A 24,798-nucleotide genomic window follows, 5' to 3' on the forward strand; every position below is an offset into this window, starting at 1 on the left:
GAGATGGATCACAGGCGAGGGGGGCGGAGCGGTCCTGGTGTGCGGCACGTTTGCCCAGCTGGCGGGCGGTCAGATGGACGAAGGGCGATCAATTCCGCACCGTCCGTAAAGACCGGTTAAGCACCTATGGTCTTCTTTGAGCCGCCCGGACCGGGCGGCTTGTGCCATGCCGTCCAGCAAGAGAAAGCGCAGGCGGGCAAATTCGTGCCGACCCCCATACCTGTCGACTCCCGGTCCGGCAGCACCGACACCCCCGACACCCCCGACATCACCGTCACCGATCCCGCGATGGTCAGGCGGGCGGTGAAGGCGGCCGCCCTGGGCAACGCCATGGAGTGGTTCGACTTCGGCGTCTACAGCTACATCGCGGTGACGCTCGGGAGGGTCTTCTTCCCCTCCGGCGACTCCACCGCGCAGTTGCTGTCGACGTTCGGAGCGTTCGCGGCGGCATTCCTCGTACGACCCCTCGGCGGCATGGTCTTCGGTCCGCTCGGCGACCGCGTCGGCCGCCAGAAGGTCCTCGCCATCACCATGATCATGATGGCGGCGGGCACCTTCGCGATCGGCCTGATCCCGTCGTACGCGACGATCGGCGTCTGGGCACCCGCGCTCCTCTTCCTGGCCCGCCTGGTCCAGGGCTTCTCGACGGGCGGCGAGTACGGCGGCGCCTCCACCTTCATCGCGGAGTACGCCCCGGACAAGCGCCGCGGTTTCTTCGGCAGCTTCCTCGAATTCGGCACCCTCGCCGGCTACATCGGCGGCGCCGGCCTGGTCACCCTGATGACCGCCCTGCTCAGCGCCGACGACCTGGTCTCCTGGGGCTGGCGCGTCCCGTTCCTGATCGCGGGCCCGATGGGCGTCATCGGCCTCTACCTGCGCCTGCGCCTCGAAGAGACCCCGGCCTTCGCCCGGTTGGAGAAGGAGGCGCGCGCGGACCAGGCGGCCCGCAAGGAGAAGGCCGGCCTGAAGGACATGCTGATCGGGCAGTGGCGGGCGATGCTGCTGTGCGTCGCGCTGGTGCTCGTCTTCAACGTCACCGACTACATGCTGCTCTCGTACATGCCGACGTACCTCACCGAGCAGCTGGAGTACGACGCGACGCACGGCCTGCTCGTGGTCCTCGGCGTGATGGCGCTGATGATGTGCGCGCAGCTCTTCATGGGCCGTCTCACCGACCGCGTCGGCCGCCGCCCGGTGATCGCCGCGGGCTGCGCCGGTTTCCTGGCCCTGTCCGTGCCCGCCCTGCTGCTGATCCGTCAGGGTTCGCTGCTCGCCATCGCACTCGGCATGAGCGCGCTGGGGCTGCTGCTGGTCTGCTTCACCTCGTCGATGCCGTCCGCGCTGCCCGCGCTCTTCCCGACCCGGGTGCGCTACGGCTCGCTGTCGATCGGCTTCAACATCTCGGTCTCGCTCTTCGGCGGTACGACGCCGCTGGTCGTCACCGCGCTGATCGGCGCGACCGGCGACCTGATGATGCCCGCCTACTACATGATGGCCGCGGCCGTCGTCGGCGGCGCCGCGGTGTTCTTCATGACGGAGAGCGCCGGCCGGCCCCTGCCGGGTTCGCCGCCGTCGGTCGCCACGCAGGAGGAGGCCCGCGAACTGCGGGCTTCGTACGGCAGGATGGCCGCATGAGCATCGTGAAGATCAATGTGCTGAGTGTGCCCGCCGAGCAGCGCGAGGTACTGGAGAAGCGGTTCTCGGCGCGGGCCGGGTCCGTGGAGAACTCCGACGGCTTCGAGTGGTTCGAGCTGCTGCGGCCCGTCGAGGGCACCGACCAGTACCTCGTCTACACCCGGTGGGCCGACGAGGAGTCGTTCCAGGCCTGGATGGAGGGGCCGATGAAGGCGGCCCACCAGGGTCCGGGCGCGGGTGAGGACGGCGAGCGTCCCAAGCCCGCCGCCTCCGGATCCACGCTGTGGTCGTTCGAGGTGGTCCAGCAGGCCGCACCCAAGGGCGGCACGAGCGCATAGCTCTCCCCCCCCCCCCCCCCCCCCCCCCGCAGCGGCAGTTCGCCACCGGGCCGTGCCCGGCTTCGGCCCGATGCCCCGTACCAGGATCAATCCGGTACGGGGCACGGCCGTTTCAGCTCGCCCGGACCGAAGGCCGCTCAGCCGAAGCTCTGTCGGAGCTCAGTCGACATACGATTCGAGCGTGCCGCGACGCCGGACATCGAGTGTCGCGCAGTGGAACGAGCCGCCGAACGGCGCGTAGTGCAGCAGGTCGCACGGGATCGGCTCGAATCCCCATTTCTCGAGCGCGCGCAGCATGCCGGTGTGGTGCCGCTCCGCGATCACCCGCTTTTCGTCGACCATGAGAATGTTCATGCTGAGCCACTTGCCGCACATCGAGGTGATCTTGAGCAGGCGCTCGTCGATCGGGTCGGGCTCGGGGGCGATCAGGACGTCCCAGGAACTCAGGACGTCGGGCAGGCGGTCGACGTCGATGTATTCGGGATTGACCAGCACCTTGCCGGGCGCGAGCACGAGGAACGTCGTGTCGATGTGCATGGGCGTCCGGCAGCGGCTCTCGATCTCGTGAATGCGGTAGCCGGATCCGAGATGGCGGCGCAGCCAGTCGATTCCCATGCGGTTGGTGACGTTGCTCCGCGTGACGAACAGGTCGCGACCCGCGCGCACGAAATCCGCCGCGTCGAACACCGGCTCGAATTCGGTGAGGATGTAGCGCATGGGCTCGCCGGCTTCGGGGGTACGGAAATCCGCCTCGAACAGCGCGTCGGTGAGCTGCGGTTTCGGTGCCGCCGTCCAGCGCGCGCCACGCCGGAAATAGTCCTTGAGGATCGCGCGGTAGGAGTGGGTCTCGAAATACCGGCACGGCCACGCCATCGGGGTCTCGATGATCTCGTCGCCGATCACGAGCATGCTGTCACGCGGACAGGTGTTGCAAAAACCGCGCGACGACCAGTCGGGGGTGCTGAAGCGCTGTGCGTGATCGACCGGGTCCGGGCGCGTGACCGTGACGCCGAGGGTCTCCAGGAGGACGATGAACTGGTCGAGTTCCTGCTGCGCCCGCTCGATCAGCGCGCGAGGATATTTGAATCCGGCGGCAAGTCCCTGCAACCGCGCCGCCCAGGGTGGGATGTTGCAGGCCACGACCGGATGACTGGAGGGAATCGTCGCGCCGTCGAGACGCCCGACGATGATCTCCTCCAGCGGGTCCCACTCGTTGTGCGAATTGACCGGCGAGACGAGAGATTCCGTAGCGTTGACTTCGGGCTTCTGCACTGTCGCCATGCTCGACCGCTTTCGATCGCAGAATTCAGTAACTCATGACGATCGACACGTTACCCAAAGTGAATACGCGGGGCTGTCGGCGGCACCGGGCAGATGGTTCTGCCCGGTGCCGCCGACAGCCGGGACCTCACATCCGCAGAAGGCGTTCCGTCACCTCGCGGTACGTGCGCAGAGCCAACCGCAGTTCTTCCGTCTCGGCCTCGCGGTCCCTGCCCGCCCAGGCCGTGCGGAGGGAGTTGCGCCGTTCGGCCATGGCATCGGTCAGACAGCGGGCCGCCTCCTCGAAGACGCTGTCGGCCTCCTCGACCGAACGCCGCGGGCCGTCCACGAAGGTGTTGACGGCCTGCTGGAGACGCAGGCCCAGCTTGTCGCGTTCGCCGTGCGGCAGTAGCCCATGAGGGGCGGGTTCCTGGGCGGCGGAGGCGGTGGCGGTCGCGGAGGGGGTGGCGAATTCGGGGCCGGGGGCCGGGCCGGGGCCCGTCGTCGTGTGCCGGGTGGTCTGTCCGGGCACGGGGGGCGGCGGCTGCGGAGGCTGTTGCCGCTGCTGCGGCTGCGGTTGCTGCTGTGCACGGTTGTCCGCGTCGGTGTCGTACGTCATGACGCGCCACTTCCCTTCGCGTGGTGGCCTCGGCCCGGCGACCACGGGGCGTGGGAGCGGGCCCGGCGGCCGGAGCGGTCCCGGTCGCCGACGTGGTGCGGACGGTGCCGGCCGTTGTCCGCCGGCTTGGCGGTGACCAGCTCCTCGAAGAGCTCACGCGCGTCGAGCATGGCCTCGCGCATCTGCTCCGTACTGCTGTCGGTGTGCGCCGCGTGGTGGATCCTGCGGTAGCCCTCCACCTGTCCCGCGTGGTGCACGGAGAGCGCGGAGACCTGCTCGTCGTACTGTTCGTCGGCCGGGAACCCCCGGTCGGCCGCGAGCCGGGCCAGCAGCCGGTCGGCCTCGGCGACGGCATGGCGCGGGGAGTCGACGAACTGCTCCTGGACACCCGCCCATCGGGCGACGTACTGCTCACGCGTCTCGGGGGGCAGCGCCCGCGGTTCCAGCGATCCGTACCGCTTCACGCGCTCGTCGAGCTCGTGCTCGGCCGCTTCGGTGTCGCCGTCGTGGCGGGCCACGACCCTGTCGTACTCGGGACCGAACCGCTTCTTGAGCCCGCGGCCGCGACCGCCGCCGCCCCTGCCCGGTCCAACGACGATGAACACGGCGACGACGGCGACGACGACCACCGCCAACAGGGCGATGATCCAGAGTGTGGACATGGCTGCCTTCCCGGTTCTCGTTCTGTCAACGGCTTGTCACCCAGCGGGTTGCCGCTAATCCGTTGGCCAAACGGCCGGGCGCTCAGGTACAGACATGACCATGACCTGGAACGTGACTCCTGAGCGCTACGACACCTCTGAGGCGACGGCGCTGCGCCGCGACTACTACGACGAGGTGGCCAGCCGTTACTGGGGGCGTCCCGCGACCGCGCGGGAGATCGACGAGGGGCTCACCGGCGACGGCGTCGAGCGGCTCGCGCCGCCCACGGGCGAGTTCGTCGTCGGGCGGTACGACGGTGCGGCCGCCGCCTGCGCCGGACTGCGCGTGAGGAACCCGGACACCGCCGAGCTGACGCGGGTGTACGTACGCCCCGCCTTCCGCGGCACCGGCGGCGGCGGGCTGCTGCTGGCCGCGATCGAGACGGCGGCACGCGGCTTCGGCGTCAAGCGCATCCGGCTGGACACCCGCAACGACCTGGTGGAGGCGCAGGCGCTGTACGCCCGGCACGGGTACGCCGAGGTCCCGGCGTTCAGCAACGGCCCGTACGCCGAGCACTGGTTCGCCAAGTCCCTGTAGTCCTCGTAGTCCCCGCAGCCCCCGCAGCCCCCGTAACCCCTGTAGCCCTGCGAGTTGCCGCGGGGACGGGCGCCACGGCTTTCAGCGTATGTGGTCGCGCTCGGGTGCCGAGGTGTACGGGCGGTCCTCGTCGGAGCCGCTCACCTCGGCGCTCAACTCCTTGACCAGCCTGATCAGATCGGTCGGCCGGTCGGGCCCCCACCAGTCGCCGAGCAACTCGGCCAGGGACTCCTCGCGCGCCTCGGCGAGTTTCCCCGCGACCACCGCCCCCTTCTCCGTCAGCACCAGGTGCAGGCCGTCACGCCGGGCGAGCCCGCGCTCCTCCACCTGCCGGGACGCTTCGGTGATGACCCGCAGCGGAACCGGGGTGACATCGGCGAGCATGCCGGGTTCGACGGCGCCCGAACGCCTGATGCGCAGCAGCAGCCAGCCGGCCGCGGGCAGCAGGTCGTAGCCCGCCCTGGCGGTGATCCTCTCGTAGACCTTGCGGCGCCCCTCCCGCGTGGCGAGCAGCGAGAGCGCGCGGGCGCATTCGTCGTACGAGGAGCGCTCGACCGGGTTGGACGCCAGCGTCTGGCCCGCGTCGGGCGCCGTCACCGACCGGCGCAGTCTGTCCTCCTTGAACAGCCAGGCGAGCACGAAGGCGACGAGGACGACAGGGGTCGCGTACAGGAAGACGTCGGTGATCGACGTGGAGTACGCGTGCAGCACCGACGGGCGCAGCTCCGGCGGCAGCAGCGCGATGGCGCGCGGGTCGGCCGCCACCTGGTCGGGGCCGGTGCCGGGCGGCAGCCGCTGTCCGGTCAGGGCGTCGCCGAGCTTGTCGGCCAGCCGGTTGGTGAAGACGGTGCCGAAGATGGCGACGCCGAAGGACGCGCCGATGGAGCGGAAGAAGGTGGCGCCGGAGGTGGCGACGCCCAGGTCCTCGTACCTGACGGCGTTCTGCGCGACGAGCACGAGCACCTGCATGACCAGGCCGAGTCCGGCGCCGAAGACGAAGAAGAAGACGCTCGTCACCCAGGCGCCGGTGGTCTCGGTCAGCTGGTGCAGGAGGAGGAGGCCCAGGGCGGTGATGCCCGTACCGGCGATCGGGAAGACCTTCCAGCGGCCCGTACGGCTGACGATCTGGCCGGACGCGGTCGAGGTGAGCAGCATGCCGAGCACCATCGGCAGCAGGTGCACGCCGGACATGGTGGGACTGACGCCCTGGACGACCTGGAGGAACGTCGGCAGATAGGTCATCGCGCCGAACATCGCGAAGCCGACGACGAAGCTGATGGCCGCGACGAGCGTGAACGTCCGGAGCTTGAAGAGCTTCAGCGGCAGGACGGGCTCGGCGGCCCTGCGCTCCACGAGGACGAACCAGACGAGCAGGACGACGCCGAGGACCGCGAGCCCGGTGATCTGCGCCGAGCCCCAGGCCCAGGTGGTGCCGCCGAGGGAGGCGACGAGGACCAGGCAGACGGCGACCGAGGCGATGAGGGCGGTGCCGAGGTAGTCGATGGTGTGGCGCGTGCGGCGGGCCGGGATGTGCAGTACGGCGGCGATCACGAGGAGGGCTACGACGCCGACGGGAAGGTTGATGTAGAAGACCCAGCGCCAGCTGAGGTGTTCGGTGAAGAGCCCGCCGAGGAGCGGACCCAGGACGCTCGTCGCGCCGAACACCGCCCCGAACAGGCCCTGGTACCTTCCGCGTTCGCGGGGCGGCACGAGATCGCCGACGATCGCCATGGACAGCACCATCAGGCCGCCGCCCCCCAGTCCCTGGACCGCGCGGAAGCCGATGAGCTGGGACATGTCCTGCGCGACGCCGCACAGCGCGGAGCCGATCAGGAAGATGACGATCGCGGCCTGGAACAGCTTCTTGCGGCCGTACTGGTCGCCGAGTTTGCCCCACAGGGGCGTGGCCGCGGTCGCGGCGAGCATGTACGCCGTGACGACCCAGGACAGGTGCTCCATGCCGCCGAGTTCGCTGACGATCGTCGGCAGGGCGGTCGAGACGATGGTCTGGTCGAGCGCGGCGAGCAGCATGCCGAGGAGCAGCGCTCCGATGGCTACGAGGACGGTCCGCCGGCTGTCCCCCGGGCCTGTGCCGGGGCCGGCGGCCGGGGCCGCGGCGGGGGCGCCGCTCGGTTGCTGGGCCATGGACTTCTCCTTGGGTCCCCTGGGAGGTGTGCGCCTCTTCCATCCTGGGCGTTGTGGGGAGATATGGCCTGCCGAGTCGGGGAGGCCCGCCGCGCATCGGGCCGGCCGGACTGGACCCTCGCTTCGGCCAGAGCCTTCTTCCTCGGCGTCGGCATCCCCGCACGCCGCCCGACCGGCAGCCGGTCCCTCACATCCTTGAGGGCCTTGGTCCGGGACCTGCTGGAATCGCGGATCACCTGCTGCCGCGGCACGCTGCCGCCCTCGCGGAGCCACGCGAGCCGGGCCCGGGCTTCAGTCAGCACCTCGTCGAGGCGGGCGGGCCCGCACTTCCCGCTTTCGCGGTGGGCTCTCCCGGACCGGGCAACGCACTCGTTCCAGATCCAGCGGCACCGGTCCCACCGCGCCCGCCGGCGCGGCGAGCGCGGTAGACGGCACAACGAGTGGCCGATCGCGCCCGTATCGACCGACGCCTCACCGACACCGATCGCCCGTCCACGCCACCCTCACCGCTCCGGGGCAGTTGCGAGGGGGGCGGGGTGGCGCTGCCCCCGCACATTTTGTATGGTGGTGGAACAAAGTGGCCTCCGCCCGTTTTCCCTGACCGGCGGGCGGGGCCGCTTGTCTCCTTCTTCCGCGCTCTGGAGTACGCCGATGCCGGCCACCACCGTTCTGAACGCCAACGCGCTCCTCCTGGACATGGACGGCACACTCGTCAATTCCGACGCCGTCGTGGAGCGCGTCTGGCGGCGCTGGGCCGAGGCGCACGGCCTGGACCCGGAAGAGGCCCTCAAGGTCGTACACGGCCGCCAGGGGTACGCCACCATGGCCCTCCTCCTCCCGGAGCGCCCCGTCGAGCAGAACCACGCCGACAACCGCGAACTCCTCGCCCAGGAGACCGCCGACGTCGAGGGCGTCGTGCCCGTCCCCGGCGCCCCCGCCTTCATGGCCGCGCTGGCCGGTCTGCCGCACGCCCTGGTGACCTCGGCCGACGAAGGGCTGGCCCAGGCCCGCATGACCGCCGCCGGACTGCCGATGCCGCGCACCCGCGTCACCGCCGAGCTGGTGGGCGCGAGCAAGCCGGACCCGGAGGGCTTCCTGAAGGGCGCGGCGGAGCTGGGCCACGCCCCGGCCGACTGCGTCGTCTTCGAGGACTCCGAGGCGGGCATCACGGCGGGCCGGGCGGCCGGGATGCGCGTGGTGGGCGTGGGGCCGCGCGCGGCCGTCCACGCCCCGACGGTGCACGTGGACGACCTCGCACAGGTACGGATCGAGGCCCTGCCCGACGGCACGCTGCGGTTGCACATCAGCGCCTGAGAGCGAACGGACGCCGGGCCGCACGCCCGAGGGCGGGCGCCCGGCCCACCCGCCGGACCGGGGCCCCTCCGGGGCGCCAGGAAGCTGGTGCGGTGCGAACAGCACTGCCCGGGCCGGTCCGGTCCCCCTCCGAGGACGAGACCCCGGAGGGGAGACAGCGGTCAGCCGACGACGGCCTCGTACAGGCTGAACGCCGCCAGCGCCAGCATCAGCGCCGCCGCCACCTTCGTGATCAGGCTCAGGGGTACGTACTTCATGAGCGTGCGGCCGCCCACGATGCCGATCCCCGCGACCGCCCACAGGGCCAGCACCGCGCCGATGCCCACGGACACCGGGTTGTCGTAGCGGGCCGCCAGGGTGGCCGTCATGATCTGCGTGAGGTCGCCGAACTCGGCGACCAGGATGAGCATGAAGCCCGCGCCCGAGACCTTCCAGAAGGACTGGTCGGCGGGGGCCTTGACCTCCTCCTCGCCGTCGTCCTTCTTGAAGAGCAGCACCAGCGCGCCCGCGAGGAAGAGGACCCCCACGACGGCCTGCACCAGCCGGTGCGGCAGCAGGGTCAGTACGCTGCCCGCCGCGATGGCGAGGGCCACGTGGACGGCGAAGGCGGCGGCGACGCCCGCGAAGACGTACGACGCGCGGTAGCGGGTGCCGAGCATGAGGCCGGCCAGGGCGGTCTTGTCGGGGAGTTCGGCGAGGAAGACGGTGCCGAAGGTGATCGCCATGATGGTGAAACTGATCACGGGGGTGGGGTTCCTCAATCGGTCGGGCTGCCCGCGCCGAGAGAAACCTGCGTGAATCAGGGGTCGCTTCGGCACGGCAGCGTCGTAAAAAAGACAACAACACTGCGGCCGAAGGTCTCGCTGGCGGACGTGGTTCCGTGTCCGCCTCCGGGCGCCGGCTGAGGCGTGCTCAGCAGTATGTCGACGGTCCGGCGAAGAGCTACTCCCCTTCTGCTCCGTACAGGGTACGCGACGGGCTCCGGCCCCCTCAGGCCCCTCGGTCCCGGTGCGGCCGCCCCCGCGCCACCGGTTTCCGCGCCGCCGCGACCGCGACCGCCTGCGCCGCCATCAGCGCGACCGGCACGAACAGCCGCACCACCCCGGCGGGCAGCGGTGAGGCGCCGCCCAGCAGCATGCCGGCGGAGGCACCCCGCAGTGTGACCAGGCCCACCGTCCCGGTCTGGTGGAGGCCCGGCAGCAGCGCGTCGGATGCGGCGGGGCGGGCGATCCCCGGCCGGGCCTCGCGGTCGACGGGGCCGAGCGCCGGGCCCGCCTCCACCTCCCCGCGCCGCACCGCGAGCGCCCGCCGCCCGCCGCCCGCCGCCCGCCGCCCGTCCGGCACTGTCGGGGTGGACGTGCCGCCGACGAGGAGGCCGGCGACGGGGACGAGCGCGATGCCGTCGACCGGTACGAGCCCGGTGAGCAGGAGCGCGGCGACCACCGGGACGGCACCCGCGCCGATCGGCACGGCGGCCCACCACCAGGTGCCGTTGGGGGTGACACGGCGTCCGGCCGCGTGTCCGGTGACGGCGTACATCAGGGCGAGGAAGACGAGCCGCAGCCATCCGGAGCGCACGACCCGGCCGATCAGGAGGGACACGGCGGCGAGGGGGGTCGCCGACAAGGCGGGCACCGCCCAACCCCAGGGCGGTGGAAGGACGGTGTCGGGACGTCAGAACCCTTGATGTGACGTGCACATGTCGTCACGCTGTTACCCGGCGCCCATCCCCCGGCAACCCGGCGCCGCCACGATGACCGGACCCGGCGACGGGCAGTCCGGTCGGCCCCCCACCACAAGGGAGTTCACATGTCAGGTGTCTACGCGCGTCGAGGTCCGCTCCGCACGCCCCGAACGTTCCGCATACCGCGTCGGATCGCCGTCCTCACCGCGTCCGCCGCCCTCGCCGGCACGAGCGTCCTGCTCACGTCCCCCACCGCCCTGGCCTCCCCGCCCACCCCCGTGAGCGCCGCCACCGCCCGCACGTACCTGGGCGAGCTGACCGAGCGCGCCGAGGGCTCGTCCACCGGCTACAGCCGCGACAAGTTCCCCCACTGGATCACCCAGTCCGGCACCTGCAACACCCGCGAGGTCGTCCTCAAGCGCGACGGTACGAACGTCCAGCAGGACTCCAGCTGCGCCGCCGTCAGCGGCAGCTGGTACTCCGAGTTCGACGGCGCCACCTGGACCGCCGCTTCCGACGTCGACATCGACCACATGGTCCCGCTCGCCGAGGCCTGGCGCTCGGGCGCGAGCGGCTGGACGACCGCGCAGCGGCAGTCCTTCGCCAACGACCTCGCCCAACCGCAGCTCATCGCCGTGACCGACAACGTCAACCAGGAGAAGAGCGACCAGGACCCGGGCGAGTGGCTGCCGCCGCGCACCGCCTACCGCTGCACGTACGCCCGGATGTGGGTGGACGTGAAGCACCACTGGAAGCTGACGGTGGACTCCGCCGAGAAGACCGCCCTCCAGGGCGTTCTGAACAACTGCTGAGCCGGAATCTTCCCGCCCTCCTCCGTCGTTCCGTACCGTACGGGGGCGAACCCCGCACGGGGTCGACCCCTGTGCGGGACGCGACGGAGGAGGGCACACATGGCCGGGCTGCGGCTGGGACCACTGCTGCGGTACGTCGACGGGGCCGGTGACTCCGCGACCGTCTGGGTCGAGGCGGACCGGCCGTGCACGGCCGAGGTGCGGTGCGAGGACGGCACGGGCGGGACGGACGGAACGGGCGGAACGGGCGGCGCGGGCGGTTCGGCCCGTACGTTCCAGATCGCCGGACACCACTACGCGCTGGTCACCGTGACCGGACTGCGCCCCGGCTCGGAGACGGCGTACGAGGTGCTGCTCGACGGGCACCGGGTGTGGCCGCTCGAAGACTCCCGCTTCCCGCCGAGCACCATCCGCACACCGGCACGGCCGGACGAGGAGGTGCGCGTCTCCTTCGGCTCGTGCCGGTGGGCCGCGCCGGCCCACGGCGGCAAGGACCCGGTGGGCCCCGACGCCCTGAACACGCTCGCCCAGGACCTGGCCGCGGCCCCGCCGTCGGCCCGCCCCGACGTGCTGCTCCTGCTCGGCGACCAGGTGTACGCCGACGAGACGTCGAAGGCGACGCGGCGCTGGCTGGCCGCGCGGCGCGATCTGCGCGAGGCGCCGGGCGCGGGGGTCGCGGACTACACGGAGTACACCCGGCTCTACGACGAGTCGTGGCTGGACCCGGAGGTGCGCTGGCTGCTCTCCACCGTCCCGAGCTGCATGATCTTCGACGACCACGATGTGATCGACGACTGGAACACCAGCGCCTCCTGGGTGGCCGACATGCGCGCCACGCCCTGGTGGCGGGAGCGCATCCTCAGCGGCCTGATGTCGTACTGGGTCTACCAGCACCTGGGGAACCTCTCCCCCGCCGAGCTCGCGAAGGACGAGCTCTACGCCGCCGTACGGGCGGCCCCCGACGGAACGGACCTGCTGCGGGAGTTCGCCTCGCGCGCCGACAACGACCCGGCCGACGTCCACTGGAGCTACCGGCGCGACTTCGGCCGGGTGCGCCTGCTGATGGTCGACACGCGCGCGGCCCGCGTCCTGGAGGAGGACGGGCGCGCGATGCTCGACGACGCCGAGGAGCGGTGGGTGCGCGACCAGGCACTGGAGGACCCGGCCTCGTACGACCACCTGCTGATCGGGACCTCGCTGCCCTGGCTGCTGCCCCCGCTCATCCATGACGCGGAGGGGTGGAACGCGGCGCTGTGCCGGGGCGAACGGGGGGCGCGCTGGGCGCGCTTCGGCGAGAACCTGCGCAGGAAGGCGGACCTGGAGCACTGGGCGGCGTTCCCGGCGTCCTTCGGCCGGCTGGCCGACATGATCGCGGAGGTGGGCTCGGGTTCCGACGCCCCGGCGACGGTGTGCGTACTGTCGGGCGACGTGCACCACGCGTACGTCGCCGAGGCGCACTGGCTCGGCGAGGGCGGCGGCAGGGGCGGCAAGGACGGCGGCGGGAACGGCGGTCCGGCGGCGCGGGTGGTCCAGCTGACCTGCTCCCCCGTGCACAACAGCATCTCGGCCTCGATCCGGCTCGGCTTCCGCTTCGGCTGGAGCGGGGCGGGCCGGCGCATCGGCCGCCTCCTGGCGCGGCACGGGCGGCTGGAGGAGCCGCGGATCGGCTGGCGGAAGACGTCGGGGCCGTGGTTCGGCAACCAGCTGATGACGCTGACGCTGCGGGGCCGGTCGGCGGCGCTGCGGCTGGAGCAGGCACGGGCCAGGAGGGGCGGCGGCGCGGGGCTCGTGACCGTACTGAAGAGAGAGCTGACACGGCCGGGGCGGACCGGCGGCTGAGGGCACGGGCGGACCCGGCGGCAGGGGGCGCGGGCCGGTCCCGTGATCTCCCGTGATCCTTCCCACAGCGGGTGGAGATCACCGGTACAGGGCTACGACTTCCCGCGCTCCCCCGGCATGATGATGCGAACCTTCCACCTCCGGCGCCCCCCACGCCACACCCGCCGCCACACCCCACACCCGCCCCGGGAGTCCACGCTTTGTCCGCAGTGCACCAAGCCATCGCTGTCGTGGGCGCCGGCCCGCGCGGCACCAGCGTGCTCGAGAGGCTCTGCGCCTCCGTGTCGGAGCTGGCCCCGGACACCCGGCTGACGGTGCACGTCGTCGACCCCGCGCCGCCGGGGGCGGGCCGGGTCTGGCGTACCGACCAGCCCGCCGAGCTGCTGATGAACACGGTGGCCTCACAGGTCACGCTCTTCACCGACGCGAGCGTCGGCTGCGAGGGCCCGATACGCCCGGGGCCGAGCCTGTACGAGTGGGCCGCCTCCCGAAGCGGCGAGGCGGCGCTCGGCCCCGACGACTACCCGACCCGCGCCTGCTACGGCCGCTACCTGGAGTGGGTGTTCCGCCAGGTGGTGCGCGGGGCTCCGGAGTCGGTCACCGTACGGGTGCACCCGGCACGGGCCGTGAACCTCCAGGACACCCACGACGCCCACAGCTCCTACGACTCCCACAGCCCTCACAGCCCCCACGCCTCCCACGGCTCCCCCCATGCCTTCCAGACCCTCACCCTCGACAACGACGAGGCACTCACCGGCCTGAGCGCGGTCGTCCTCGCCCAGGGCCACCTGCCCGTGCACCCCGGTCCGTCGGACGCGCGCCTCACCGCGCACGCCGCCCGCCACGGCCTGCGCCACCTGCTCCCCGCGAACCCCGCCGACCTCGACCTGTCGGTCCTCGCCCCCGGCGAACCCGTTCTGCTGCGCGGCCTGGGCCTCAACTTCTTCGACCACATGGCGCTGCTGACCGCGGGGCGCGGCGGCACCTTCACCCGCGCCGCGGGCGGCGGCCTCGTCTACCACCGCTCGGGCCGCGAACCGCGGCTGTTCGCGGGATCGCGGCGCGGTGTGCCGCACCAGGCGCGCGGCGACAACGCGAAGGGCCCGTACGGCCGGCACGAGCCGCTGCTCCTGACTCCCCGTGTGATCGCGGGCTTCCGCGCCCGCGCGGACGCGGGCGATCCGCCCGACTTCCTGGCCGAGATATGGCCGCTGGTCGCGAAGGAGGTGGAGACGGTCTACTACGAGACGCTGCTGGGCGCCCAGGCCACCGCCGGACAAGGCGGCGGCACCGGCTTCCGCGGGCGTTTCCTCGCCACCGCGCACCGCAGCGCCGAGGAGACGGACGTCCTGGCCGCGTTCGGGGTGCCGCACGCGGAACGCTGGTGCTGGGACCTGACCGCCCGCCCGTACAGCGGACAGACCTTCCGCGACCCGGCGGACCACCGCGCCTGGCTGCTGCGCCACCTGCGGCGGGACGCGGCGCACGCGGCGCTCGGCAACGTGGCGGGCCCGCGCAAGGCCGCCCTCGACGTGCTGCGCGACCTGCGCAACGAGCTGCGGCAGATCGTGGACCACGCCGGCCTGCCCGGCGCGTCCCGCCGCGACCACCTCGACCGCTGGTACACGCCGCTGAACGCCTTCCTCTCCATCGGACCGCCGCGCAGGAGGATCGAGGAGATGACGGCGCTGATCGAGGCGGGCGTACTGGACGTGGTGGGCCCGCGCATGACGGTGGAGACCGCGGACCGCGCCTTCGTCGCCCGGTCCCCCGACATAGCGGGGTCCGAGGTCACGGCCACGACGCTCATCGAGGCACGGCTGCCGGAGCCCGACCTGCGGCGCACGGCGGACGAACTCCTCGCACGCCTGCTGAAGACCGGCCAGTGCCGTCCGCACACGGTCGACGGGTACGAGACGGGCGGCCTCGACGTCACCCGCCGCCCGTACCGCCTGACCGACGGCGGGGGCCGGCCGCACCCCGGGCGGTTCGCGTTCGGGGTGCCCACGGAGGGCGTGCACTGGGTGACCGCGGCGGGCGCCAGGCCCGGGGTCGATTCGGTGACGCTGGCGGACGCGGACGCGGTGGCGCGCGCGGCTCTGCGGGCGGCGGTGACGGTACGCACGGCCGCGGTCCTGACCCCTCTGCCGTCGGACCGGACCCCGACCTGAGCCGGCCCCTCCCTCCCGCGTTCCGGTCCCGCGCTCCCGCCCCGCTTTCCGGTCCCGCCATTCCGCCGTATTCCCGGCAGCCCGTCGAACGTGACATGTCCAACATCGCCGGGCCCCTGACGATCTCGGCCGATATGGCAGGCGTACGCTGTATAGCTGTACAGCCGCCCCTGCCGCTCCCCTGCGACGTCGCGGCGTTGTTACGAACCGGGGAGTCACGTTGTTGGAAAGTGTCGGGGCGCTGACCGGCAGCCCTTGGATCTACGCGGTGGTCGCGCTCTCCGTCGTCCTGGACGTCTTCGTCCCGGTCCTCCCCAGCGGAGTCCTGGTGATCACGGCCGCCACCGCGGCCGCTGCGGGCACCACGACCGCCGCGGGAGCCACCGGCCAGGTCGCGCACCAGGTGCCCGACATCCTGGCACTGATGGTGTGCGCGACGGCGGCGTCCGTCCTGGGCGACCTGGTGGCGTACCGCCTGGCCTGGCGCGGCGGCGAGCGCCTGGACCGCGCCATCGCCCGCTCCCGCCGCCTGACCACCGCGCAGGAACGTCTCGGCACCGCGCTCAGCCGTGGCGGGGGCGTCCTCGTCGTCATCGCCCGCTTCGCCCCGGCGGGCCGCTCCGTCGTCTCCCTGGGCGCGGGCGCCGCACACCGCAAGGTGAAGGAGTTCCTGCCCTGGTCGGCCCTGGCGGGCATGGCCTGGGCCGGTTACAGCGTGGGCCTCGGCTACCTCGGCGCCCAGTGGCTGGGCGCGTCGTGGCTGGGCGCGGCGGTCTCGCTGCTGGCGCTGTTCGTGGCGGGCACCCTGGCGGCCCTGTTCGTACGCCGCCCGGCGCCGGCGCCCGCACCGGTCACGCCCTGACGCGCAGCCCCCGACTCCTGGCCCTCACCCCTCAGGCCCGCTCGGCTTGGCCGCCCCCCGCACCTCGATCCCGGCGAGCAGCTTCCGGGTCGCCTCGGCCACTTCGGCGACGGCCCGGTCGAACACCTCGCGGTTGTGAGCGGCGGGCGCCCGGAACCCGGAGACCTTGCGCACGTACTGCAGGGCAGCCGCCCCGATCTCCTCGTCGGATGCCTCCCCGGGCAGAACGGGCGGACGGAGCGTCTTGATGCTGCGGCACATACCCCGACGGTATCCCCGGACCGCCCTCCCCGGCACGGTCGTCGCGGACGGGGACTCCGCTCAGCGGCCCTGCCGCCCACGCCCGGTACGGGCGTCGGCGAGGAGCGCCTCGGTGATGAGCCGGACGGCGCGGGCAAGGCGGTCGAGCTGCTCCAGCTCGACCGCGTAGAGCTGGATGGTGCTCTCGATGGCCTTCTCGGAGACGCCGAGGACGGGCAGTTCCGCCCGGCAGGTGCGCAGTGCGACCCGCACGGCACGGATCTCGTGCTCGACCTGGAGCTGCGCGTGGCGGGCGAGGAGGACGTGGTGGCGGGTGAGCGTGGAGTACCCGGCGTAGCGGGCCGGCAGGAGGTCCCGCAGCCATCGGGCGGCCGTGCGCTCCCAGTCCTGGCTGCCGGGGGCCTTGACCTGACACGGCCAGTCCGGGCCGGTCGGTGAGAGGGGCTGGGACATCGTCGTCGCTCCGGCGGGATGGTGGACGGACCGTGGTCGCGGAGCGCCGCGGAAGTGTGTGGCGGTCCCGGCCCAGGGGTTGACCGGGACCGCCTACGGGGGCGTCCGCCGGGGAAAGCGGAGTGCCCGGATGGAACACCCGTGGGCAGGCGTGAGGAGGAGCGCGCCGCCCGTGGGTGTCCGGTTCATGTGAGGCGCGAGATGCGGCGACCACAGGCAGTAAACATATATACCGCCGAGTAGGCAAGGGTATGAAAAAATTCATTCCGCAGGTGACACGAAAGGCCACGCTCCGTAACCCCGCCCGGGTCCGGCTCAGTCCTCGAGGAAGAAGTCGTGCTGCTCCGCGACCTGCTCGTACCCCTCCAGCCGCGACTGCGTACGCACGGGATCGGCGTCGGCCATGGCCTGGAGGACGGCTGCGGACAGGACTCCCGGCGCCGCGTAGGAGTCGAAGACGAGACGGGACCCGGTGCCGGCGGTGAGCGCCACATCGGCCTCGTCCACGAGCGCCCCGAGCGTCAGATCGGTGATCAGCGCGACGCGCAGCCCCGTGCTGCGGGCGGCCTGCATCGCCGCCAGGGTCTCGTTGGCGTGCCGGGGCATCGCGAACGCCACCACCCACGTCCCGCCCGCCTCCCGCGACTGGAGCAGCGCGTCGTAGGCGACGCTGCCGCCGCGGGTCACCAGCCGCACGTCGGGATGGATCCGCCGCGCCGCGTAGGCGAAGTATTCCGCCAACGACACGGAGATCCGCAGCCCCAGAACCGTCAGCGGCACGGACCGGGCCAGCTCCCGGCCGATGTCGAGGATCCGGCCGGGATCGGCGAGAGTGCGCCGCAGGCTCTCCAGGTTCTCGATCTCGGCGTCGACGGCCGCCTGCAGCTCGTTGCGGCGGATCTCCTCCCGCGTTTCCCGCGCGTCCGGGGAGCCGGCCACGGAGCTGAGCGCGATGGGCTGCAGAGCCTCCCGCAGGGCGGGGTACCCACTGAAGCCCAGGGAGGACGCGAAGCGGGTCACCGACGGCTGACTCACCCCGACGCGCTCCGCCAGGTCCGTGATCGACAGGAAGGCGGCCTCGGTGAGGTGGTCGACGATGTACTGGGCGATACGCCGCTGCGCGGGGGACAGCCGGTGTCCGCCGAACAGTGCGCGAACCCTGTCCGCGGGAGCCGTGGGAGACGTGGGAGACGCCTCCGCGCCCGGGGCCTGCCTTCCCGGCGTGATCGCGGACGCCTGCGCGCGTGCCTGCTGCCTTGATGGCACCGGCGTGCCTCCCTCTCGTCCCACTGACGCTCAACATAGCCCACCCCTCGCGACCACAACCCGGACAGCCACCCGAAGCAGCCGGCTCCCACGCGGCCCCGCTCAGCACCCGCGCAGCACCCGCCCCGGCCCGGAACCACCTCTGCGCGCCTCCCTGCGCCTCCAGGCACCCCCACACCCCCCGCGCGCCGTGGCCCAAAACCCGCCTTCCGCCCCTATTCCCCTTGGTCCAGGGGCTGTTGCGTGTGATCCACTGGACGGCATGACGAGGACTCTGTACCTGTTCTGTTCGGCCGCGCCGCCCGTGTTCGACGTGGCCCGGATTGTTGAGGACGCACAGGCCCGCGGCTGGGACGTGTGCCTGGGGCTGACGCCGACCGCGGCCCGCTGGCTCGCCAACAGCCTCGACGGACTGGCTGTGCTGACCGGCCATCCGGTGCGCTCCGAGTACAAGATGCCCGGCGAGCCGGATGTGTGGCCGGAGGCGGACGCGATCCTGTTCGCGCCGGCGACGTTCAACACCGTCAACCAGTGGGCGCAGGGGATCACTTCGTCGTTCGTCGTGGGCGTGGCCGCCGAGGGGATCGGCAAGCGGATCCCGCTGGTGACGATGCCGTGTGTGAACGCGGCCTACGTGCAGCATCCGCAGTTCGAGCGGTCGGTGGGGATGCTGCGGGGGGCCGGTGTGACGGTGCTGTACGGGGACGGCGGGTTCACGCCGAACGAGCCGGGCCAGGAGCAGCCGGAAGAGTACCCGTGGGGCCTGGCTCTCGAAGCGATGGAGACGGTCGCCGTCCCCTTCCCGTAACCAGGCTTCCCTGCCCCCGTGGTCGTGCCCGCGGTTCCGTGCGGGCTGCCGCGGGCGCGTATGCGGAGCCGTTCTCCCGATCGGCTCCCACCGGATCGCCGAAACGCCCCCCGCCCTGCTGGACGGGAGGCGTTTCGGCTGGTCACACCTGGTGGGCGCGGACGGTTTCGAACCGCCGACATCTGCTTTGTAAGGCCAAGCCTCCCCCGATTGTGGAAGGGCTGTCCACCAATGTGAAGGGATGCGAGGGAGGGAAAGCCCAGGCCATCGCGCTGCCGCCTCCCTTCGCAGGGAATGTGAGGGGATGTGAAGGCAGGTGGTGTTGTGGACCGGTTGTGGACTCTCGTGGATTCTCACGACACGACGCGCAGGCCAGCGCCAAGAGCCGACCGAACCGTCTCCATCGAGTCGGCGCCGGCATGCGTGTAGAGCCACGTGACCTTGCCCCCGCGCTCGTGACCGAGGATCCGCTGGACGTCCGCCTCCGACACCCCGGCCGCATGCAGCCGCGACGCAAACGCATGCCGGATGTCATGGACGTGAGGCCAGAACTCCGTCCTCTTCGTCACCTCGTCCTTCACCTCACGTGCGACCCCGGCCGCCTTGATCGCCGGGATCCACAGGCGCCTGAAGTTGTTGCGCTTCAGTACGCCGCCCTTCGGCCCCCGGAAGACGAGCTCCTCCTCGTACATGCCGCTCGATGGGGATGTCCGCTCGTTCACCGCGGGGTGCTCGAGAAGGTGCTTCTTCAGCGTCAGGGCCGCCAGGTCGGACAGCGGCACGGTCCTACTGCCGGCCGCGCTCTTCGGGTACGCCTTGCGCTTCGGCGTGCCGTGTACCTCGATGACCGTCTCCCGCACCTGGATGCTGCCGCCCTTCAGGTTCACCCAGCAGCGGCGAAGGCCGGCCAGCTCGCCCCACCGCAGCCCGGTCTCCTCGGCCACGATCAGCAGCGGGTGGTAGTGCTCTGGGACGTGGGAGCGGATGTCAGCCAGCTGTGTGTAGGTGGGCGGCATCTCGTCGTCCGGGTGCTTGGCCTTCACCTTCGGCAGCTTGATCCCGTCGCACGGGTTGTGGGCGATGCGCCGGTCCCTGGCCGCGGCGCTCATCATCCGGTCGAGAAGCTGGAAGGCTTTGATCAGGTTGGGGACGCCGGTCTTCTTCAGCGTCTTGACGATCCACTCCTCGACGTCGAGGTGACTGATCGCCATGAGCTTCCAGTCGCCGAAGTGCGGCTCGACATGGTTGATCCACGCGCTGTTGTTCCGCTCCATCGTCGTCTCGCTGCCGCGCTGGGCGGGCCACCACTTCGCGTGCCAGGCCCGCACCGCGAGCTGTCCGCGATCCGCGTCGACGAAGCTGCCGGTGCGCACCTGGTCCCGCACCTGATCAAGGAAGGCTTCGGCCTTCCTTTTGGCCCCGGCTCCGCTGAAGTTCTTGGCCTTCTGCTTCCCGGCCGGGTCCCGGTACCGGGCCTGCCATGGACCCGTGCAGTCCTTCCGGGTGGGCTTCTCGTCGGGGCGATGGCGCGCGACGCATGGCTTGCAGCCGCACGTCTTGGAGCGGATCTGCCTGGGGTTGTTGCGGGCATTAGCCGGCATGGCGAACCTCCTTGCGCCCGCGGGCGGTTCGCTGCGGCGGGACCCGCGGGTTCGGCTTCGGGACCTGGACGTAGTCCCCGCACCAGCATGTCGCACCGAGCCCCCGCTGGGGCGCTCCCAGCCAAGAAAGCAGAGCTCTTACCTGCTTCAGCGCCTGAAAGTAGTCCAGATCGGGGCCTATGAGGATCGCGACCCTGGCACGGTCCCAGACCGGCGCCGCCGGATCAATGTCCTCCACACTTACGATCGCGCACATGGAACCCCCAAGGGACACGGCTGATTACAAGCCCGGCCGCAGGTGGAGGTACGGCGGAAGACCGACGGTACATGTGTCAACTACTGCGCGTGAAGGCTGTGTGGGGATGCTGTTCCCAAAGGGGACCAAGTAAGGGTTGCCCTACCTGGACGGAGAAATTCCGGTCAGGTTCGCTGACGCTCCGTCATGGCTTGCATGGTGGCCTCGATCACCTTGCGGTCCGCTTCGTCGAGCGAGCGGAGGAGGTGCAGGAACCTGCGCTCCGATTCGTCATCCATGGCGACCGGGACATGGCGGCCCGCCGCCTCGAAGACCTCAACGACGGGGAGGCCGGCGCCGTCGGCGAACTTGCGCAGAAGGGCAGGGCTGGGGCCGCGCGTGCCTGTGCCGCGGTCGCCGCTCTTCCAGGAGTGCAGTGTGGAAATAGAGATGCCGGACCGGCGCGCGAGGGTGGTGAGGGTCCAATCCCTCTCACGCATCACGCGCTCAATGAGTTCCGCCAGGTCATCCACATGTAGAAGCATCCGGCATCTTCCACATTCACTACAAGTCGCGAACCGGTCTTTGACCTGCAATGTTTTCCGCATGCGGAATCTTGGCATATGCGGATACCCCGACAAATCGGGCCAGCGCACCTCAACACCCTTGACATCCATCCACATTCGGCGTTGAATGTGGAAACGAAGCCAGGGGCCACCTTCCACATTCGGTCACCGGGCATCACCTCTCGGCCATCAAGGGGCACAACATGCACCGACTGGACAACGGCGAACCCCTCAGAGACGCAATGAGCGAAGCCGGACTGTCCATCGAGCGCCTCGCTGAGATGACCAAGAAGGCCGACCCGGCCGGCTACGGAATAAAGCCAGCAACGATCGGCCACATGGTCTCCACCGGGACGAGCGGGCGCGACCGATTCGAAGACCGCTCCTGCGACCTCGTCGCAAGGGCCCTCAACAGGCCCGTCGCGGACTTCTTCACCGTCTCCCCCGCCTGACTCTTTCGCGCCAACAGCTTCCACATTCGCCGGAAAATCTTCCGCTCTCACAGAAAGGAGGCGTCGTGGATCAGCCCAGTACCCCCACACCGCTGCTGAACAAGGCCCAGCTCAAGGAGTGGCTCGGCGTCAGCGACTTCTGGGTGAAGGACCGCCTGAGCAACGACCCCACGTTCGTAGAGCAGTGCGTGATCGACCTCGCCCCGCCAGGCAGCGAGCGCCGCACGCTCCGCTTCCACCTCGCTGCGACCGCCGCCTACCTCGGCATTCCCGCCGACAGGCAGCCGGTCACGTCTGCCGCCTAGAGCGGCAAACGGCCCCAACCGCTGGTGGCTAGACCGGCAGCAGGGGCCACGCGATCCATCAACCCACGAAGGAAGAAAGCAGGACCGCATGAACATCATGCCCGACCCCCAGGCCACTTACCGTGTGACGTTCGACCGCATCGGTCGTCACGGAGGACGCAGCGGCAGCCCGGCGCCTGAGCCGATCGTTCGCTCCATGGGCGGCGACAAGCTCGCCGACAGCATCGCCCTCTACGCCCGCCGCTTCATCGCTTCCCCCTCCTTCGAGGTCCTCCTCGACATGGAGGCCATGTCCGGCCAGATCGTCGCCGGGTTCCGCAGTGCAGGGACGTTCACGGTGGAGACCGTCACCGAGGGCGGTGCCCGATGAGCGCCCGCGACGAGCTGGTTGAGATCGTGACCGGCGACCCGGAGTCGTCTGGTGGTGACGCCGTCTGGGCCGCCGACCTGGTCGACGCTCACGCCGCCGAGGTCCGTGCCGAGCAGGCCGCCGAGATCGACCGCCTCCGCGCCGAGCTGACCACCCGCCCGCAGGAGGAGTACCCCGGCGAGCTCGCCCACCTCCGCGACCTGCTGCGCGCTGTGGGCCGTCTCGCCGACACCCAGCCGAAGGGCAACCCGCTGACGGTGCTGCTCATCGACCACTACTCGGACAGCCGAATGGTCGATGCCCAGCTCGCGAAGGAGGGCCACGACCTCGGCCCGGCCGACGGGCAGCAGAAGATGCGACTTCTCGCCAAGCTGCGCGCGGGGCTGACGCCGATCTCCAATGACACGCCCGTCGCGCCGAACGGTGGCGGCCGGTCATGACCACTGCGACCCCGAACCCGAACCCCCGCAGCATCGCCGACCTTGACGTGCCGGCGGAGCAGGTCGCCGCTCAGGTGGAGGCCCTCGTTGCCCGCCTCAGGTCGCAGCGTCTCGCTGTAGGCCGGGCCGCCGAGCTGCGCCACCAGATCGACCCCTGCGACAGCGCGTTCGCCCGCCTCGCCTGCACCCACCCCGAGAAGTGCAGCACGCAAGCCGACTACCCCGGATGGACCCCCGGAGGGACCCGATGACGATGCACGCCTACAGCTTCTGGTCGGAGAACGGCACCGCGAAGGGCAACCGCCCGCCGCTCACCTCCCTGTCGCTCCTCCCGGATGGTCGGCACAAGGACGAGCTCGAGGTGCTGTTTCACCAGAACACGCCCATCGAGCAGCAGCTGGTCATCGCCGATCGCGTGCTGGCCGGTGTCCAGCAGTGGCGGGACGGCATCGCCGAGTATGCCGAGCAGGAGCGCACCGCCAACGACGACCTGGAGGCCGCGCGCGCCGAGATCGTCCGCCTCAAGGCCCAGGCCGGTGAGTCGGAATGAACGACTACGCCAGGATCGCCGAGCACTTCAACGGCGACGTCACGAACCACACGATCACAGCCCAGTGTGAGGATGAGGACGACCTCTTCCGGTACCTGCGGTTCGCCGCCCCGAAGACGAGCATGACCGTCGTCGAGCTCGTCGCCTGGCCGCACAACCTGGTGATCGCCGGTAGCCACGGGTCGTTCCACTTCGCCCATTACGCCGCCGACCGCGAGGACATGTTCGACGCGTTCCGTGGCCGCGTCAGCCCGGACCACTGGGCGCGGATGCTGGTCAACGGCCGTGGCTCCGTCGCCCAGTACGACCGCAGCCTCCTCGAAGCGCGGATCAGGGAGTACACCCGGGAGGCCATCCGTGAAGGCTGGGCCCCGCGCGGCGTCGGCAAGGCCGTCACCGAGGACGTGCTGGAGAGCGGGTACCTCGACGACGAGAACAACGCCGTCCGGGTCGTGGGCGAGTTCCAGTACGGCGTGAAGGAACGCAGGGAGTGCTCCTGCGGCGCCGCCGACGAGGACGCCGGCCGCTACGACCAGGGCGTCATGTGGGCGATCCGCCACGAGCGGGAGAACGGCAAAACGCACAAGGTCAGGACCCGGCAGCTCGAAGGGTTCGACTTCGATGACGTGCACGAGTGGAACATCCACTCCCTCGACTACCACTACGTCTGGCAGTGCCACGCGATTGTCTGGGCCGTCAGCCAGTACGACGCCGCCCGTAAGGCGGTGGCCGCATGATCACCGAAGGCGAGCGGGCCGCACTGCTCAAGCTCCACGAGTGGGACGAGCTGATCTTCGGCGGCTTCTACTGCACGCACTGCACGCCGGATGACGCTGACGACCCGGACCAGAACGTGTACTGGCCGTGCCCGCCGCTGCGCGAGGCTGGCGTCACGAACGAGGAAGCCGTGGAGATCATCACGGTGGAGCGGGCGGAGATCGCAGCTCGGCACCGGGACGAGTACCGGTCCAAGCTGGAGGCCGCGCAGCAGGAAGGCCGACGCCAGGCCGACGAGTGGAACCGCCTACATCCCGTGGGTACGGCCGTCGTCGCCTACCCCGGCATTCGCCCTGAAGGCAAGCACGCCGGATGGGCCTGCACTCGGCTGGAGACCACGACCCGCACCCCGGCCTGGACGCTCGGCCACGGCGAGCCCGTCGTGAGCGTCGTGGGCTACGCGGGCGGGATCTGCCTCACCCACGTGGACGTCGTCACGGAGGCGGCGTCATGAGCGCCCCGTTCACCGCCCAGGTGTCGCGCTCCTGCTGCGACGGCAACGGCTCCACCACCGGCGCCCACTGGAAGCTGTACGTCCCCACCCTCGGCCCGGTCAGCACGTGGCCGACGTACCGGTGGGAGGGCCAGCACCGCCGCCACGTCATCCCGTCGCCGGCCGAGCGCGAGCAGGCCCTGGCCGAACTCGGCTACCAGGTGGCGCCCGGCGCCGAGTGGCGGTGGATCGAGGACGAGGGCCCCGACTACCACGGGCACGCGCCGCAGGTGCTCCTCATCGGCGCCATCGACGTCACCCCGCTCACCGAGGCGGCGGCGTCATGACCGCCCGCCCGGTCGA

General features: G+C 71.1%; 29 protein-coding genes and 1 pseudogene. 18 read left to right on the forward strand and 12 right to left on the reverse strand.

Features of this window, described 5'->3' with window-relative positions:
- Positions 1-126: 126 nt before the first annotated feature.
- Together proP and ABD374_RS05960 are read left to right on the forward strand one after the other, a co-directional pair.
- A complete protein-coding gene (gene proP / locus ABD374_RS05955) occupies positions 127-1,635 on the forward strand; it encodes a glycine betaine/L-proline transporter ProP (RefSeq protein WP_425577142.1) in 1,509 nt (502 codons plus the stop codon).
- Positions 1,632-1,973, forward strand: a complete 342-nt coding sequence (locus tag ABD374_RS05960; protein ID WP_344491769.1) for an antibiotic biosynthesis monooxygenase family protein — start codon at positions 1,632-1,634, stop codon at positions 1,971-1,973. Before proP ends, ABD374_RS05960 begins: the two co-directional genes overlap by 4 nt.
- Before the next feature lie 159 nt (positions 1,974-2,132).
- On the opposite strand, the gene ABD374_RS05965 is transcribed toward ABD374_RS05960, so the two are convergent.
- The 3 genes from ABD374_RS05965 to ABD374_RS05975 form a co-directional block, all read right to left on the reverse strand.
- The gene (locus ABD374_RS05965) at positions 2,133-3,254 is read right to left on the reverse strand and encodes an amidinotransferase (RefSeq protein WP_344491772.1); all 1,122 of its coding nucleotides are present in this window, start codon (positions 3,252-3,254) and stop codon (positions 2,133-2,135) included.
- 127 nt (positions 3,255-3,381) lie between these two features.
- On the reverse strand, positions 3,382-3,852 hold the full coding sequence (locus ABD374_RS05970) for a hypothetical protein (protein ID WP_344491775.1): 471 nt from the start codon (positions 3,850-3,852) through the stop codon (positions 3,382-3,384).
- On the reverse strand, positions 3,849-4,514 hold the full coding sequence (locus tag ABD374_RS05975; protein ID WP_344491779.1) for a hypothetical protein: 666 nt from the start codon (positions 4,512-4,514) through the stop codon (positions 3,849-3,851). The genes ABD374_RS05970 and ABD374_RS05975 overlap by 4 nt, the downstream gene beginning before the upstream one ends.
- Positions 4,515-4,614: 100 nt before the next feature.
- Here ABD374_RS05975 and ABD374_RS05980 point away from each other — a divergent pair, with 100 nt between their 5' ends.
- Positions 4,615-5,091, forward strand: a complete 477-nt coding sequence (locus ABD374_RS05980) for a GNAT family N-acetyltransferase (RefSeq protein ID WP_344491781.1) — start codon at positions 4,615-4,617, stop codon at positions 5,089-5,091.
- An 81-nt stretch (positions 5,092-5,172) separates the two neighbouring features.
- Here the strand turns inward: ABD374_RS05980 and ABD374_RS05985 are convergent, their stop codons facing one another.
- Both ABD374_RS05985 and ABD374_RS05990 read right to left on the reverse strand, forming a co-directional pair.
- Positions 5,173-7,236 carry an MDR family MFS transporter gene (locus ABD374_RS05985; protein WP_344491784.1) on the reverse strand — a complete coding sequence of 688 codons (2,064 nt, stop codon included), beginning with the start codon at positions 7,234-7,236 and terminating at the stop codon, positions 5,173-5,175.
- A 134-nt stretch (positions 7,237-7,370) separates the two neighbouring features.
- A pseudogene (locus ABD374_RS05990) lies at positions 7,371-7,685 on the reverse strand (RNA-guided endonuclease TnpB family protein); the annotation flags it as partial.
- Between the two features lie 202 nt (positions 7,686-7,887).
- Between ABD374_RS05990 and ABD374_RS05995 the strand changes: the two are divergent.
- The gene (locus ABD374_RS05995) at positions 7,888-8,550 is read left to right on the forward strand and encodes an HAD-IA family hydrolase (protein WP_344491787.1); all 663 of its coding nucleotides are present in this window, start codon (positions 7,888-7,890) and stop codon (positions 8,548-8,550) included.
- A gap of 161 nt (positions 8,551-8,711) precedes the next feature.
- Here the strand turns inward: ABD374_RS05995 and ABD374_RS06000 are convergent, their stop codons facing one another.
- Together ABD374_RS06000 and ABD374_RS06005 are read right to left on the reverse strand one after the other, a co-directional pair.
- Positions 8,712-9,293, reverse strand: a complete 582-nt coding sequence (locus ABD374_RS06000; protein ID WP_344491790.1) for a TMEM165/GDT1 family protein — start codon at positions 9,291-9,293, stop codon at positions 8,712-8,714.
- A 247-nt stretch (positions 9,294-9,540) separates the two neighbouring features.
- On the reverse strand, positions 9,541-10,176 hold the full coding sequence (locus tag ABD374_RS06005; RefSeq protein ID WP_344491793.1) for an ABC transporter permease: 636 nt from the start codon (positions 10,174-10,176) through the stop codon (positions 9,541-9,543).
- 183 nt (positions 10,177-10,359) lie between these two features.
- Between ABD374_RS06005 and ABD374_RS06010 the strand changes: the two genes are divergently transcribed.
- The 4 genes from ABD374_RS06010 (at position 10,360) to ABD374_RS06025 (ending at position 15,918) form a co-directional block, all read left to right on the forward strand.
- Positions 10,360-11,046 carry an HNH endonuclease family protein gene (locus ABD374_RS06010; protein ID WP_344491796.1) on the forward strand — a complete coding sequence of 229 codons (687 nt, stop codon included), beginning with the start codon at positions 10,360-10,362 and terminating at the stop codon, positions 11,044-11,046.
- Positions 11,047-11,145: 99 nt separating this feature from the next.
- On the forward strand, positions 11,146-12,885 hold the full coding sequence (locus tag ABD374_RS06015; protein ID WP_344491800.1) for an alkaline phosphatase D family protein: 1,740 nt from the start codon (positions 11,146-11,148) through the stop codon (positions 12,883-12,885).
- A 200-nt stretch (positions 12,886-13,085) separates the two neighbouring features.
- Positions 13,086-15,056 (forward strand): FAD/NAD(P)-binding protein, encoded by a 1,971-nt coding sequence (locus tag ABD374_RS06020; RefSeq protein WP_344491803.1) that lies wholly within the window; start codon positions 13,086-13,088, stop codon positions 15,054-15,056.
- A gap of 220 nt (positions 15,057-15,276) precedes the next feature.
- Positions 15,277-15,918, forward strand: coding sequence for a DedA family protein (locus ABD374_RS06025; protein WP_344491806.1), 642 nt, complete (start codon positions 15,277-15,279; stop codon positions 15,916-15,918).
- A 24-nt stretch (positions 15,919-15,942) separates the two neighbouring features.
- Here the strand turns inward: ABD374_RS06025 and ABD374_RS06030 are convergent, their stop codons facing one another.
- From ABD374_RS06030 to ABD374_RS06040, 3 genes are all read right to left on the reverse strand, one after another.
- The gene (locus ABD374_RS06030) at positions 15,943-16,179 is read right to left on the reverse strand and encodes a DUF2277 domain-containing protein (protein ID WP_344491809.1); all 237 of its coding nucleotides are present in this window, start codon (positions 16,177-16,179) and stop codon (positions 15,943-15,945) included.
- Between the two features lie 60 nt (positions 16,180-16,239).
- Complete coding sequence (locus ABD374_RS06035) at positions 16,240-16,632, reverse strand: hypothetical protein (protein ID WP_344491812.1); 393 nt, start codon at positions 16,630-16,632, stop codon at positions 16,240-16,242.
- Between the two features lie 315 nt (positions 16,633-16,947).
- Positions 16,948-17,898: a MurR/RpiR family transcriptional regulator gene (locus ABD374_RS06040; protein WP_344491815.1), complete on the reverse strand. Its 951-nt coding sequence runs from the start codon at positions 17,896-17,898 to the stop codon at positions 16,948-16,950.
- A 262-nt stretch (positions 17,899-18,160) separates the two neighbouring features.
- Between ABD374_RS06040 and ABD374_RS06045 the strand changes: the two genes are divergently transcribed.
- Complete coding sequence (locus ABD374_RS06045) at positions 18,161-18,706, forward strand: flavoprotein (protein WP_344491817.1); 546 nt, start codon at positions 18,161-18,163, stop codon at positions 18,704-18,706.
- A 353-nt stretch (positions 18,707-19,059) separates the two neighbouring features.
- Here ABD374_RS06045 and ABD374_RS06050 read toward each other — a convergent pair whose 3' ends face one another.
- A complete protein-coding gene (locus ABD374_RS06050; protein WP_344491820.1) occupies positions 19,060-20,307 on the reverse strand; it encodes a tyrosine-type recombinase/integrase in 1,248 nt (415 codons plus the stop codon).
- Positions 20,308-20,727: 420 nt separating this feature from the next.
- Positions 20,728-21,075, reverse strand: a complete 348-nt coding sequence (locus ABD374_RS06055) for a helix-turn-helix domain-containing protein (RefSeq protein ID WP_344491823.1) — start codon at positions 21,073-21,075, stop codon at positions 20,728-20,730.
- 236 nt (positions 21,076-21,311) lie between these two features.
- Between ABD374_RS06055 and ABD374_RS06060 the strand changes: the two genes are divergently transcribed.
- The 9 genes from ABD374_RS06060 to ABD374_RS06100 all read left to right on the forward strand — a co-directional run bounded on the left by ABD374_RS06060 (position 21,312) and on the right by ABD374_RS06100 (position 24,782).
- A complete protein-coding gene (locus ABD374_RS06060; RefSeq protein WP_344491826.1) occupies positions 21,312-21,560 on the forward strand; it encodes a helix-turn-helix domain-containing protein in 249 nt (82 codons plus the stop codon).
- Positions 21,561-21,625: 65 nt separating this feature from the next.
- A complete protein-coding gene (locus ABD374_RS06065; RefSeq protein WP_344491829.1) occupies positions 21,626-21,865 on the forward strand; it encodes a hypothetical protein in 240 nt (79 codons plus the stop codon).
- Between the two features lie 196 nt (positions 21,866-22,061).
- A complete protein-coding gene (locus tag ABD374_RS06070; protein WP_344491832.1) occupies positions 22,062-22,235 on the forward strand; it encodes a hypothetical protein in 174 nt (57 codons plus the stop codon).
- The gene (locus tag ABD374_RS06075) at positions 22,232-22,675 is read left to right on the forward strand and encodes a hypothetical protein (protein WP_344491835.1); all 444 of its coding nucleotides are present in this window, start codon (positions 22,232-22,234) and stop codon (positions 22,673-22,675) included. The genes ABD374_RS06070 and ABD374_RS06075 overlap by 4 nt, the downstream gene beginning before the upstream one ends.
- Entirely contained in the window at positions 22,672-22,926 is a 255-nt protein-coding gene (locus ABD374_RS06080) for a hypothetical protein (RefSeq protein ID WP_344491838.1), read from the forward strand. Before ABD374_RS06075 ends, ABD374_RS06080 begins: the two co-directional genes overlap by 4 nt.
- Positions 22,923-23,225, forward strand: coding sequence for a hypothetical protein (locus tag ABD374_RS06085; protein ID WP_344491841.1), 303 nt, complete (start codon positions 22,923-22,925; stop codon positions 23,223-23,225). The genes ABD374_RS06080 and ABD374_RS06085 overlap by 4 nt, the downstream gene beginning before the upstream one ends.
- A complete protein-coding gene (locus ABD374_RS06090) occupies positions 23,222-23,962 on the forward strand; it encodes a hypothetical protein (RefSeq protein ID WP_344491844.1) in 741 nt (246 codons plus the stop codon). Before ABD374_RS06085 ends, ABD374_RS06090 begins: the two co-directional genes overlap by 4 nt.
- Positions 23,959-24,456, forward strand: a complete 498-nt coding sequence (locus ABD374_RS06095; protein WP_344491847.1) for a hypothetical protein — start codon at positions 23,959-23,961, stop codon at positions 24,454-24,456. The genes ABD374_RS06090 and ABD374_RS06095 overlap by 4 nt, the downstream gene beginning before the upstream one ends.
- On the forward strand, positions 24,453-24,782 hold the full coding sequence (locus tag ABD374_RS06100; RefSeq protein WP_344491850.1) for a DUF6303 family protein: 330 nt from the start codon (positions 24,453-24,455) through the stop codon (positions 24,780-24,782). Before ABD374_RS06095 ends, ABD374_RS06100 begins: the two co-directional genes overlap by 4 nt.
- The last annotated feature ends 16 nt before the right edge of the window (positions 24,783-24,798 follow it).

Source organism: Streptomyces enissocaesilis (assembly GCF_039533765.1).
In the GTDB taxonomy this organism is placed as follows: domain Bacteria; phylum Actinomycetota; class Actinomycetes; order Streptomycetales; family Streptomycetaceae; genus Streptomyces; species Streptomyces enissocaesilis.